Source organism: Anaerotignum sp., assembly GCF_030625865.1.
GTDB lineage: Bacteria > Bacillota > Clostridia > Lachnospirales > Anaerotignaceae > Chakrabartyella.
Genome location: NZ_DAOUQB010000056.1, coordinates 1 through 13,772, shown reverse-complemented (window position 1 = coordinate 13,772; position 13,772 = coordinate 1). Strand labels below are relative to the sequence as shown.

The window sequence follows — 13,772 nt, the reverse complement described above, 5'->3', positions numbered from 1 at the left end:
GACATATGCAATTTTTCGAGGATGGCATCAAATTTTTCTCTGTCCTCTGCCGCATCAATGCTTTCTCCGGAGGTGCCTAAAATTTTCACACCTGCTTCAGAGAGTGCCTTTGTCAGTTTGATTGCTGTTTGTCCGCCGAAGGCAACCACAACGCCGTAGGGCTGTTCTGTTGCAATAATATCCATAACATCCTCTGGTGTGAGGGGCTCAAAGTAAAGACGGTCTGCCGTATCAAAGTCGGTGGATACTGTCTCCGGGTTATTATTTACCATGACTACGTCATAGCCTTCTTCTTTTAAGGTCCAAACGCAGTGAACGGAGGCATAGTCAAACTCAATTCCCTGACCAATGCGGATGGGGCCGGAACCGAAAACAATGACCTTTTTCTTGCCATCGTTATGGGATTCAATAAAATCTGCGGCTTCGTTTTCCGTATCATAGGTAGCGTAGAAATAAGGAGTTTGTGCCGCAAATTCCGCAGCACAGGTATCTACCATTTTATAGACTGCACTTCGGTGGGGGTGCGTTTGTCCGGAAAGGGCAAAAATTGTTTTATCCAAAAAGCCTATATTCTTTGCAAAGAGATATAATTCCTCTGTCAAAGGTTCTTTGGAAAGACGTTTTTCTGTTTCCAAAATAATGATAAGCTTGCCCAAGAACCACTCGTCAATCAGCGTAATTTCGTGAATTTCTTCCATGGAAATGCCACGCTTCAGTGCTTCATATACCACAAAAAGTCTGCGATCGGTAGCTTCATAAAGCATGTCCTTGATTTCAGCATCGCTGTGTTCTGCCAGAGCAGGTAAATTTAAGGTGTTTAAGGAAATTTCAGCCCCACGAACGGCTTTTAACAGTGCCTGTTCAAAGGTAGGCGCAATGGACATAACCTCCCCTGTTGCCTTCATCTGGGTACCAAGCTTTCTTTTTGCATAAACAAATTTGTCAAATGGCCATTTTGGAAGTTTTACCACCACATAGTCCAAAGTAGGCTCGAAGAATGCGCTTGTTTTGCCTGTCACGGCATTTTCGATTTCCCCAAGGGTAAGACCAACGGCAATGAGTGCGGCAACCTTAGCAATAGGGTAGCCTGTTGCCTTGGAGGCTAATGCTGAGGAACGGGATACACGGGGGTTAACCTCGATTACCGCATAGCGGAAGCTTTCGGGATCTAAGGCAAACTGTACGTTACAACCGCCTTCCACCTGTAATTCTGTGATAATATCCAGTGCGGCAGTACGCAGCATCTGATATTCCTTATCCGCTAAGGTAACGGCAGGGGCAATAACAATGGAGTCACCTGTATGCACGCCTACGGGGTCAAAGTTTTCCATGGAACATACGGCAATTACATTGCCGTCTCCGTCACGCATTACTTCAAATTCGATTTCTTTCCAGCCGGAGATACATTGCTCCACCAAAATCTGATGAATAGGGGAAGCTTCTAAGCCGCTATGGGCAATTTCCTTCAATTCGGCTTTATCCTTCGCAATGCCGCCGCCACTGCCGCCTAAGGTAAACGCAGGACGTACAATCACGGGATAGCCGATATAATCCGCAAATTTCAGCGCACTTTCAATATCTGTTACAACCTCAGAAGGGATACAAGGTTGATTTAACTTTTCCATGGTTTCTTTAAACATCAGGCGGTCTTCCGCTTTATCTATGGTATCCAAACGAGAGCCTAATAAAGCAACACCTTCTTGCTCTAAGAAGCCTTCCTTTGCCAACTGCATAGATAAGGTTAAACCGTTCTGTCCACCCAAGGTAGAAAGTAAGCCATCGGGTTTTTCTTTTTTAATGATTCTTTTAATGACATCGGTTTTCAGTGGTTCGATATAAATTTTATCTGCGATGGCATTATCCGTCATAATGGTAGCGGGGTTGGGGTTAATCAAAATAACCTCTAAGCCCAAGGATTTCAACGCACGGCAGGCTTGGGTTCCTGCATAGTCAAATTCTGCCGCTTGGCCGATAACAATAGGCCCGGAACCAATTATCATAACACGTTTTAAATTTTTATTCAGCGGCATTTTCTTTCCCTCCCATCAAAGTCATAAACTGGTCAAACAAAAAGTTGGTATCCTTTGGCCCGCCGCAGGCTTCCGGGTGAAACTGAACGGAAAAGGCGGGGATATCCGTATATTCAACGCCCTCACAGGTATTGTCGTTTACATGGGTAAAGGATAATACTGCGGAAGGGGGCAATGTTTCTGATTTAATGGCATAGCCGTGATTTTGGCTTGTAATATACAGTCTGCCCGTTGGTGTATATCTTACGGGCTGATTTGCACCACGGTGGCCATATTTTAATTTTGTACTGATTGCACCCTTTGCCAAAGCCAGCATCTGATGTCCAAGGCAAATGCCGAAAACGGGAATTTTGCTTTGCGCAACCTTTCCAATGTTTTCGATAATGCTTTTATTATCGGAAGGATCTCCGGGGCCGTTGGACAGTAAGATACCATCCGGCTTCAAGCTTAAAATTTCTTCTGCGGAGGTTTGGGCAGGAACAATCGTCACCTTGCAACCTCTTTTGATTAATTCGTCGCCCATGTTTTTCTTATAGCCAAAGTCCCAAAGAACAACATGCTTCTTTCCTTCAGGATTTTTTACATAGGTTTCTTTGCAGGTCACTTTGTCCACACTGCTGCTCAAGGCTGCATTGGAAAGGTTTCTTGCGAAGGTCTCCATATCCTGGGGGATTTCGTTTACAATGGCTGCATTCATAACCCCGTATTCACGAATAATCTTTGTTAAGGCACGGGTATCCAAGTCACAAAGACCGATAATCCCCTGTTTTTCCAAATATTCTGCCAAAGTGCCTTGATTTCTGAAATTAGAAGGCAAATCACATATATTTCTTACGATATACGCAGAAAGGGAGGGGGAATCACTTTCAAAATCATCGGGAATCACCCCATAGTTCCCAATCAAGGGAAAGGTTTGTACAACAATTTGACCATGATAACTGGGGTCGGTTAGCGTTTCCAAATAACCTTCCATGCCTGTTGTAAAAACTAACTCTGCCGTAATTTCTCCTTGCTTGCCGAAGCGACTTGCAGGAAAAACTTTTCCGTTTTGCAGAACCAAATATGCTTTTTTCATTGTTCTCACATCCTATCAGCCCATTAATTTAACGAGAATTGCTTTCTGTGCATGAAGACGGTTTTCCGCTTCATCAAAAATTTCATCTGCGTGTGCTTCAAAAACTTCAGCGGTAATTTCTTCTCCTCTGTGGGCGGGAAGGCAGTGCAGCACCATACAGCCTTCGTTGGTCAGTGCCATTAATTTATCATTGATTTGATAACCGGTAAAGGCTTTTGCACGGATTGCCTGTTCTTCCTCCTGTCCCATGGATGCCCAAACGTCTGTAATGACAACGTCTGCTTTTTGTACCGCAACCTTAGGGTCGTCAGTAATGATAAATTTATCACCATATTCCTTAGCAAAATCCAAAATGGTGCGATCGGGTCTGTAGCCTTCGGGGCAAGCAACGCTTACCGTCATACCTACTTTTAGACCACCTACAATTAAGGAGTTAGCCATATTATTACCATCACCGATATAACACATTCTAAGTCCTTCTAATTTTCCTTTATGCTCACGAATGGTTTGCAGGTCAGCCATAACCTGACAAGGGTGGAAAAGATCAGTCAAACCATTGATGATAGGGATTGAGCCGTATTTTGCCAAGGTTTCCACTTCCTCTTGGTCAAAGGTGCGAATCATGATTCCGTTTAAATAGCGGGAGAGTACACGAGCAGTATCTTCAGCAGGTTCTCCACGGCCTATTTGCGCATCCTTAGAGCTGATGAAAAGGGCATGTCCACCTAACTGATACATTCCTGTTTCGAAGGAAACACGGGTGCGAGTCGAGGATTTTTCAAAGATCATCCCCAAGGTTTTTCCTTTTAGGAAATGATGTTCTTTTCCTTCTTTCACATATTTTTTCAACTGATCAGCCAAGTCTAAAAGCTCGATAATTTCTTCGGTTGTGCAATCTAACAGTTTTAAAAAATGCTTCATTCTTTCATGCCTCTCTTTCTTGTGCTCTTTTGGGAAATAGTAATATATACAGCGCAAAACGCAGGAGGACAAGGGTGGATTTTTCATTCAAAGCAATCCGAATTTGATTACTTTGAAACCACTTAGCCTGAAGCTGCGTTTTGCGGAATAACCTTATTCTATTCTACATTGTTTTCAATACATTTGCTAGTATGGAAAGACCTTTTTCCAATTCTTTTCTGGTAATGGTTAAAGGTGGTAAAAGTCTTACCTTTGTTTTTGCGGAAAGTACCATCAATCCGTTATCCAAGCATTTTTGGATCACTTCTTTTGCATCTACATCAAGGCTTACGCCAAGCATCATGCCCATGCCTGCAACATCGGTTACATGGGGCATTGTTAAAATTTGTTTTTTAATAAATTCGCCTTTTTTCTGAACTTCATTCAGAAAATCATTGTTTAAACGGTTTAAAATTTCAATGGAACCTGCACAAACAACAGGATTGCCGCCAAAGGTTGAACCATGATCCCCGGGAGAAAGGCATTCTTTGGTTTTTTCGCCGAATAAAACACCGCCAATAGGCAAACCGCCGCCAAGTCCCTTTGCGCAGGATACCAAGTCGGGTTGAATGTCAAATTGCTGATAGCTGAAGAAGGAACCGGTTCTACCCATGCCTGTTTGTACCTCGTCTACGATAAAAAGGATATCTTTTTCTTTGCAGGCTTCATAAATTGTTTTTACATATTCTTTATCCAAAGGAAGAACGCCGCCTTCGCCTTGGACCATTTCCATAATAACAGCACAAACGTCATCCGTCAATTTAGAAAGTGTATCTTCTAAATTATTTGCTTTTGCAAATACAATTCCTTCTACAAATGGGAAAAAATAGTTGTGATAATGTTCTTGTCCTGTTGCGGAAAGGGTTGCCAAGGTTCTGCCGTGGAAGGAGTTTTCCAAAGCCACGATGGTACTTCTGCCTTTTCCATATTTTAAAAAGCTGTATTTTTTTGCTGCTTTAAATACGCCCTCGTTTGCTTCTGCGCCGCTATTGGCGAAAAACATTTTTTTCATGCCGCTTTTTTCGCATACCAATTTGGCAGCTTCGCCACAGGGAGTGGTATAAAAAAGGTTTGAGATATGCTGCAATTTACCCAGTTGTGCAGTTACTGCGTTAATCCAGCCTGAATCACAAAAGCCCAAAGCGTTAACGCCGATGCCGCTGGTCATATCAATATATTCCTTGCCCTCTGCATCATAGCAGGTAGCGTTTTTTCCATGATCCAAAGCAACGGGGTAACGACCATAGGTATGCATGATATATTCTTCATCTTTTTGTTTGATTTCTTCAAAGCCCACTTGGCTCACCTTCCTTTTTTATAATTTAGATTTAAGGTCTCGGGACGTTGTCCCGAACCCTGCAAGGTCTTAAGGTCAAGATCTCAGGACGCTGTCCCGAACCCTGCAAGGGATTTCATCCCTTGACCTGTTTATGCAAAAACATTCGTTTTTGCTAGGTGACATAAAAGATTTTTATCTCGAATTATGTGTTATTATCTTTTCTTTCTCTAAAACCCCATGAATATGGGGTTTTCAATAAAAGTTTTTGGTCTTGCTTTTTACAAAAAGCAAGTGGGGAGTTGGGGCAACGCCCCAAGGTCTTAAAGTCTTAAAGTCTTGCCCTTATTTAATAAACATGGTGCCAACTCCTTCGTCGGAAAACATTTCAATCAAAATAGAATGTTCAATTCTTCCGTCTATCATGACTGCTTTTTCTACGCCGGAGAGCACTGACTTTTTTAGGCTTTTTACCTTTGGAATCATACCGCCCCCTATGATTCCATCACTCATCAGTTTTTCCACTTCGTCTATTTTTACAACGGGAATCAAAGAGTTTTCATCGGAAATATCCCGCATTAATCCTCGGATATCTGTAAGGGTAATAATATTTATGGCTTTAAGCGCAGCCGCAATTTCCGCAGCCGCTGTATCAGCATTAATATTGTAGGTTTGCCCTTGGCAATCGGTGCCTACGGTGGCAATTACGGGGATGTAACCGCTTTGAATTGCCTGCGTAATCGGTTCTGTGTTAATTTCTGTGATTTCTCCCACAAAACCGTAGTCTCCTTGGATTTTTTTCGCTTTAATCATACCGCCGTCAATGCCGCAAAGCCCTATGGCTTTTCCGCCTAATTGCCCAAGAAGGGAAACAAGATTTTTGTTTGTTTTTCCTGCTAAAACCATTTGAACAATTTCAGCTGTTTCCTGATCTGTATACCGCAGTCCATCTACAAAGCGGGAGGGGATATCTAATTTTTTCAACATTCCGCTGATTTCAGGGCCGCCGCCGTGTACCAGTACTACGTGAATTCCTACCAAGGAAAGGAGGATGATATCGCTCATTACTGCTTTTTTTAGATCGGGATGAATCATTGCATTGCCGCCGTATTTCACCACTACGGTTTTTCCTGTATATTTTTGAATATATGGCAGGGCAGCGGTTAAGACTTTTGCTTTTATGTTGTTGCAATCTGCAATCATTGTGTATGCCTCCCTATCTCAGGACCTGTAATCTCCGTTGATTTTCACATAATCATAAGTTAAATCGCAACCCCATGCTGTAGCCATACCGGAGCCTTGGTTCATTTCAACTTGAATATGAATTTCTTCTTCTAAAAGAATGTTTTTTGCTGCTTCTTCGTCAAAAATGACGCCTGCACCGTTTTCGCAAACGTGAATATTGCCTTTTGATGAGGAGATATCAACAGAGATGGTATCTATATCAAATTCTCCTTCTGTATAGCCGATGGCACAAAGGATACGTCCCCAGTTGGCATCGGCGCCAAACATAGCTGCCTTGAATAGACTGGAGGTAATGATGGATTTTGCAATTGCCTTTGCCAAGGCTGTGGAAGGTGCGCTGTTTACGCTGCATTCCAAAAGCCTTGTGGCACCTTCACCGTCTCCCGCAATTTTCTTTGACATGGAAGTGCAAATTTCTTTAACTACTGCTAAGAAGGCATCAAAGTCAGCACCTTCCCCCTCAATCAACGGATTTTCTGCCGTGCCGTTTGCCATGATGGAAACCATATCATTGGTTGAGGTATCTCCGTCAACGCTAACCATATTAAAGGTATCGTCTACCGCCAATTTCAAGGCTTTTTGTAACATGGGCGTAGAAATTGCAGCATCTGTTGTTAGAAAACCCAGCATGGTTGCCATATTGGGATGAATCATGCCGCTGCCTTTTGCCATTGCACCGATGGTTACGGTTTTTCCGCCGATTTCAATGGCATAGGCTTCTTCTTTTGCCTGGGTATCCGTAGTCATAATGGCTTCTGCCGCCAATGCGCCGCCATCCGCTGTTAGTTGGGGTGCTAATTCCTTAATACCCTTTGCAATGGGTTCTAGGGGCAATACTGCACCGATTACGCCGGTGGAAGCGATGATGATATCTTCAGGGGAAAGGCCTAAGGCCTCTGCTGTCATTTGGCACATAGCTTCAGCCTTTTCAATGCCGTCCGCATTACAGGTATTGGCGTTGCCGCTGTTGCAAATCATAGCCTGCGCTATGCCATTGGTAATATTATTTCTGGTTACGGTAATGGGAGCACCGTAAACTTTGTTTTGTGTATAAACAGCTGCTGCTGTACAGGGGGTTTGGCTGTAAATCATGGCTAAGTCTTTTTTACTTTGGCTTGCACGTACGCCGCAGTGAAGACCGCCAGCAAGAAAGCCCTTGGGAGCGGTTACGCCGCCTGATGTTTTCTGCATATCATTTCCTCCTTATGTTTATATCAACGATTGGGTTTCATTTAAGCCCAGAACGATATTCATATTCTGTACTGCTGCACCCGATGCGCCTTTTCCTAGATTATCGAATACACTGACAATGGTCATCCGTTCATCATTCCCCTCAACATAAAGGGTTAATCCATTGCTGTCAGCCATGGTGTTTGATGCTAAAAAGCCGCTTTCTTCTTGAGTAACTTTAATGAAATTGGAGTTTTTATAAAACTCTTTTAATAATGTGATAAGCGCTTCTTTTGTCACCTTTTTTAAGAAAAGATTGCTGTGTAAGGGGATACAAGTTTCCATCCCTCGGTAAAAATCACAAACAATGGGAGAAAATACCGGTGGAGTGGTAATTCCCGTAACATACTGCATTTCAGGTAAATGTTTATGGGTTTGGCTTAAACTGTATTGTCTAGGACTCTCGAAGGTCGAAGGCCTTTTTGGTACTTCATATTCCTGAATCATTCCTTTTCCACCGCCACTGTAGCCGGTGATGCTATGCGCTGTAAAAGGATAGTCCGGGCTTACAATACCTAACTTTACCAAAGGATATGCGGCTGCAATAAAGCCTGTTGCGTGGCATCCGGGGTTTGCAATACGCTTTGATTTTGCAATTTCCTGTCTATGGGTTGGGGAAAGCTCCGGAAAGCCGTAGGTCCAAAGGGGGTTGGTTCTATGGGTTGTGCTGGCATCAATAATACAAACATCAGGGTTTTCAACCAGCGGAACTGCTTCTTTTGCTGCCGCATCAGGTAAGCAAAGAAAAACAACATCAGCGCTGTTCATAAGTCTTTTTCGTTCTGCTTCATCTTTTCTAAGTTCCTCACTGATGAGCAACAACTCAATATTTGGATGATGTTCCAGACGTTGACGGAGTTGTAAGCCAGTAGTTCCTACTTGACCGTCAATATATACCTTATATTTCATAGCCCGTTCCCCTTTTCAAAGAATTTATTTTTTCTAATTATATACCTTTAAAATATAAAGTCAATATAAAAATGTATAATTATACAATTTTGGAGAATTGCAAACAGTTGGTGTTCTTAAGTATAGGAAGGGGAGAACATAATAAATAAAAATAATGGCGGAATTACTGGTTTATTTAGAGCATATATCATAAAAAATTTGTTTCTATACAAAAACAGTTGTGAGGGGCTAAGGAAAATGAATTCGTTTTTTGTGAATAATATGCGATTAAATTATGAGTAGTTAAAGAAAATTATGCATAAAACTAAGTATAAAACAATTTTTTATACAAAAATGTGTTTTTGAATGGTATAAAAATTAATTAGATATGTTAAAAAGGTGTTTGAAAATATAAGATATCGCGCAATTTTACAGAAAAAAACCCGTGATAATATGATATGGAGAGAAATTGGATTTACAACGAAAATATTGGGAAAAACATTATGTATGGTCTATTGCTTGGGCTACTGGTGTTTATAAATACTCCCCCAAAACAGTTTTTTGTTTTGGGGGAGTATTTTGTTTTCTTAAACTAAGATAAATGGATTAAAATTCTGCGTTCTTTACCGTTCTTGGATAAGGCAATACATCACGAATATTGCCCATACCTGTTAGATACATAACTGCACGCTCAAAGCCTAAGCCAAAACCTGCATGTCTGGTGCCGCCGTATTTTCTAAGGTCAAGATACCACCAATAATCCTCTTTGTTAAGACCCAACTCATCCATGCGTTTTTCCAAAAGATCCAATCTTTCTTCTCTCTGGCTGCCGCCGATGATTTCGCCAACACCGGGAACCAAAAGATCCATAGCGGCAACGGTTTTGTTATCTTCGTTCATACGCATATAGAATGCTTTAATTTCCTTAGGATAATCTGTAACGAAAACAGGTTTTTTGAAAATCTGCTCCGTTAAGTAACGTTCATGCTCTGTTTGCAAATCAATACCCCATTCTACGGGATATTCAAAGGTTTGTCCACTTTCAATCAACAATTCCACAGCTTTTGTATAGGTTACACGGCCGAACTCATTATCCAAGATAATTTGCAGTCTTTCCAAGAGGGTTTTATCCACAAAGCTGTTGAAAAATTCCATTTCTTCCGGTGCGTTTTCCATTACATAACGGATGATGTATTTCAGCATATCTTCCGCCAATTCCATATTATCTTCCAGGTCTGCAAAAGCCATTTCCGGCTCAATCATCCAGAATTCCGCCGCATGGCGTGCAGTATTGGAGTTTTCCGCACGGAAGGTAGGTCCAAAGGTATATACGTTACGGAATGCCATAGCAAAGGTTTCTGCGGAAAGCTGTCCGCTTACAGTCAGGTTGGTTTCTTTGCCAAAGAAGTCTTTGGAAAAATCAACTTTACCGTCCTCTGTCATTGGCAGGTTATTTAAGTCTAATGTGGTTACACGGAACATTTCTCCCGCGCCTTCGCAGTCACTTCCTGTGATAATTGGTGTGTGGGCATAAACAAAGCCGCTTTCCTGAAAAAAGTTATGGATTGCGTAAGCAATTAAACTTCTCACACGGAAGGTTGCGGAGAACATATTGGTTCTGGGACGTAAATAAGCAATCTGGCGTAAGAATTCAACACCGTGGCGTTTTTTCTGCAAAGGATACTCAGGGGTAGAGGTACCTTCCACCTGAATTTCTGTTGCTTTCAATTCAAAGGGCTGTTTTGCGTCAGGGGTTTCCATCAAAAGCCCCTTTACAATTAAAGACGCACCAACGCCTTGCTTTGTAATTTCTGTATAATTAGATAAGGCTTCTGCTTCAAAAACAACTTGAAGGTTTTTAAAGAAAGAGCCGTCATTCAGCTCAATAAAGCCAAAATTTTTGGAAACACGCATGGTACGAATCCAACCGCCAACGGTTACCTCTTTACTTGCATAGGCAGCCGTATCACGGTAGATTGATTTTACTGTTGTCAAATCCACAAGAGATCGCTCCTTTTCCTAGTTACTGAATTCATATGTTCTTTATTTTAGCCTCCCGCCGCAAAAAACACAACCATTTTCTTATAGAAAAGGTAAAAATTCGCCATATCCTTCCTGTTCCATCTCTTTTTTGGGAATAAAGCGAAGGGCGGCGCTGTTGATACAATAGCGAAGCCCTCCCAATTCCGTAGGCCCGTCGTTAAAAACATGACCCAGATGGGCATTTCCTGACCGACTGCGTACTTCCGTCCGAATCATATCATGGGAAAGGTCATCATATTCCAAAACGGTATTGGGATCTAAGGGTTTTGCGAAGGCAGGCCAGCCGCAGGCAGAATGAAATTTATCTTTTGAAGTAAATAAAGGCTCCCCTGTTGTAATATCCACATAAATTCCATCTTCCCTGGTTTCCCAGTATTCGTTGAAAAAGGGTGCTTCTGTTTCATTCTCTTGGGTAACGGCATATTGCAAGGGGGTAAGGCTTTCCTTTAAAATCCCTTTATCCGGTTTTGGATAGTCAGCTTGATGAATAAAGCTTTGTTTTTGTTTTGCAATTTTTGCAAAATTAATGTGACAATACCCATTGGGATTTTTCGTCAGATATTTCTGATGATAATCTTCTGCTTCAATAAATTGCAACAACGGAAGAGTTTCCACCATAATGGGGCGGTTATATTCCATCTGCAATTCTTTCAAAAATGCGGCAATGATTGGTTCCTGTGTTTCTTTGGTATAATAGATACCCGTTCGATATTGAACGCCAATGTCCATGCCTTGCCTACCTAGTGAGGTGGGATCTATGGTGTAGGCGTATTCTTTGAGAATTTGGGAAAGGCGGATTTTTTCTGCATCAAAAATAACTTCTACGGTTTCTGCATGACCAATGCCCCCGCAAACCTGTTCATAGGTAACGGTTTTAGGCAAAGTGATTTTTCTGTCATTTTTTTCCCCTAAAGCATAGCCTACGCGGGTAGAAACCACCCCATCAATGGATTCCATATATTTTTCAGTGCCCCAAAAGCAACCGCCTGCCAGATATATTATTTCTTCCATGCTTTATTCCTCCTTTAAAACTTAAGGTTAAGACCGTGGGTTTCACCCACACCCACTTGCTTTTTGAAAAAAGCAAGACCAAAAACTTTTATTGAAACCGCATTGCATGCGGTTTGTGAAAAGGTTAAGGCATTATGTTGTAAAATTTAATTATTTTTTTCTTAGACGGGTCAAGGGAGGTATCCCTTGCAGGGTTTGGGACAGCATCCTGAGAACTTGACCTTAAGACCTTGGGGTGTTGCCCCAACCCCCACTTGCTTTTTGAAAAAAGCAAGACCAAAAACTTTTATTGAAAACCCCATATTCATGGGGTTTTGGAGGAAATAAAGATAATAACACATAATCTGAGATAAATGATTTATATTATCTGGCTAAAACGAATGTTTTGCATAAAAGGGACAAGGGAGATATCCCTTGCAGGGTTTGGGACAACGTCCCAAGGTCTTGCCCTACTTGTTTTTTGTAAAAATCAATACCCAAATTTTATTTGAGAGGCCCATTGCCATAGGGTTTCGGTGGAAAAATGTTTCGCAAAAACATAGTTTTTGTATAAATGGGTCAAGGGAAAAATCCCTTGCAGGGTTTGGGACAGCGTCCCGAGGTCTTGCCCTACTTGCTTTTTGTAAAAATCAATACCCAAATTTTATTTGAGAATCCCATTGCCATGGGGTTTCGGTGGAAAAATGTTTCGCAAAAACGTAGTTTTTGCATAAAAGGGTCAAGGGAAAAATCCCTTGCAGGGTTTGGGACAGCGTCCCAAGACCTTACCCTTGCCCTCGCGTTTTAAGACCTTGTCTTTAAGACTTTTTCCAAGACTTATCCTTAAAGAATTCTCCATTATTTGCAATATTAGTCAAACGGTATAAATCTGTACGGCGATGTTTCAAAAGGGGTAATTCTCTGCGTACTTTCTCCAAATACTCCAAATCCCATTCAACAAAAGCAATTTCTTCCTTTTCTTCCAGTTCAATAAGAACCTTTCCCCAGGGATCGGTGGAAATGGTATGTCCCCAAGCAACGTAGGAAGCCGTTGTATCCCTAGCCGGTGCAACTCCTGCCATATAAAGCTGGTTGTCTAACGCTCTTGCACGGAAGGTTAGTTCCCAATGGGCGGGGCCTGTGGTCATATTAAACGCAGCCGGTACAATAATTCCTTTGGCCCCTTGAAGTGCCAATAAACGGGCAAGTTCAGGGAAACGGATATCATAGCAGATAATAAGACCTAATTTACCCCAAGGGGTATCAAAAGTGGTAAAATCATCGCCGGGAGTGAGGACATCGGATTCCATAAATCGTTGTCCACCCTCCACATTAATGTCAAAGAGATGCATTTTGCGGTGGCTGGCAATTCTGTGGCCTTTTGGGTCAAAAACAAAGGAAGTATTATAAATATTTTTCTTGAATTTTTCTGGAACGGAGCCTGCCACAATATAAATACCGTATTCAAGGGCTAAATTCCCTATTTCCGCAAGAAAAGTATCATCTTTATCCATGGCGAAACGTGGAAAACAGCTATTGTCATAGGGGCAGGCAAACATTTCGGGGAAGACAGCAAGATCAATTTTTTCCTGTACTGCTTTTTTCAAAAGTTCTTTTGCTTTCAATAGATTCTCTTCAGGGGTGTTTTTTACTTGCATTTGAATCAAGGCTAATTTCATGGGGTATCTCCTCCGCTCTTTTTGCTTTGAGTATAACATGGTTTTGCAAGGGAAAAAAGTAGGAGTATCTACAAATATTGACAGTTTTTGAAAGGAGTTGTCTAAAGAATCTGAGCATTACCCAAACCCACTTGCTTTTTGAAAAAAGCAAGACAAAAACCTTATTAAATCGCATTTCAAGAGATTTTTATTATAAAAAACCACCCCAAGGGTTTTGAAGTTGTAAAATGAAAGTAGACAAGGAATATGACCACCTTGCCTACTTTTTGTTTTATAATTATTTTGAAAGGATGTGCTATTATGGGAGTTCCTAAAGGAACCAAAAGAAGAAATTGGACTTATGAAGAGAAAATGCG

Annotated in this window: 10 protein-coding genes; all 10 read right to left on the bottom strand. The window is 41.6% G+C overall.

Annotation, left to right across the window (positions count from 1 at the left end; genetic code table 11):
- Positions 1-2,030: carbamoyl-phosphate synthase large subunit (gene carB / locus P9Q65_RS12275; RefSeq protein ID WP_304509725.1), on the bottom strand; the 2,030-nt coding region annotated here is incomplete at its 3' end.
- Entirely contained in the window at positions 2,017-3,105 is a 1,089-nt protein-coding gene (locus P9Q65_RS12270; protein WP_304509724.1) for a carbamoyl phosphate synthase small subunit, read from the bottom strand. The genes carB and P9Q65_RS12270, both read right to left, overlap by 14 nt.
- Positions 3,106-3,120: 15 nt before the next feature.
- On the bottom strand, positions 3,121-4,026 hold the full coding sequence (gene argF, locus P9Q65_RS12265; RefSeq protein ID WP_304509723.1) for an ornithine carbamoyltransferase: 906 nt from the start codon (positions 4,024-4,026) through the stop codon (positions 3,121-3,123).
- A 163-nt stretch (positions 4,027-4,189) separates the two neighbouring features.
- Positions 4,190-5,362, bottom strand: coding sequence for an acetylornithine/succinylornithine family transaminase (locus tag P9Q65_RS12260; RefSeq protein WP_304509721.1), 1,173 nt, complete (start codon positions 5,360-5,362; stop codon positions 4,190-4,192).
- A 324-nt stretch (positions 5,363-5,686) separates the two neighbouring features.
- Positions 5,687-6,544 (bottom strand): acetylglutamate kinase, encoded by an 858-nt coding sequence (gene argB, locus P9Q65_RS12255; RefSeq protein ID WP_304509719.1) that lies wholly within the window; start codon positions 6,542-6,544, stop codon positions 5,687-5,689.
- An 18-nt stretch (positions 6,545-6,562) separates the two neighbouring features.
- Complete coding sequence (gene argJ / locus P9Q65_RS12250; RefSeq protein WP_304509717.1) at positions 6,563-7,777, bottom strand: bifunctional glutamate N-acetyltransferase/amino-acid acetyltransferase ArgJ; 1,215 nt, start codon at positions 7,775-7,777, stop codon at positions 6,563-6,565.
- A gap of 18 nt (positions 7,778-7,795) precedes the next feature.
- Positions 7,796-8,725 carry an N-acetyl-gamma-glutamyl-phosphate reductase gene (gene argC, locus P9Q65_RS12245; RefSeq protein ID WP_304509715.1) on the bottom strand — a complete coding sequence of 310 codons (930 nt, stop codon included), beginning with the start codon at positions 8,723-8,725 and terminating at the stop codon, positions 7,796-7,798.
- 585 nt (positions 8,726-9,310) lie between these two features.
- Positions 9,311-10,705 carry an asparagine--tRNA ligase gene (asnS, locus tag P9Q65_RS12240; protein ID WP_304509714.1) on the bottom strand — a complete coding sequence of 465 codons (1,395 nt, stop codon included), beginning with the start codon at positions 10,703-10,705 and terminating at the stop codon, positions 9,311-9,313.
- Between the two features lie 81 nt (positions 10,706-10,786).
- Entirely contained in the window at positions 10,787-11,758 is a 972-nt protein-coding gene (gene msrB, locus P9Q65_RS12235) for a peptide-methionine (R)-S-oxide reductase MsrB (RefSeq protein ID WP_304509713.1), read from the bottom strand.
- Positions 11,759-12,555: 797 nt separating this feature from the next.
- Positions 12,556-13,416 (bottom strand): carbon-nitrogen hydrolase family protein, encoded by an 861-nt coding sequence (locus tag P9Q65_RS12230; RefSeq protein ID WP_304509711.1) that lies wholly within the window; start codon positions 13,414-13,416, stop codon positions 12,556-12,558.
- Positions 13,417-13,772: the final 356 nt, after the last annotated feature.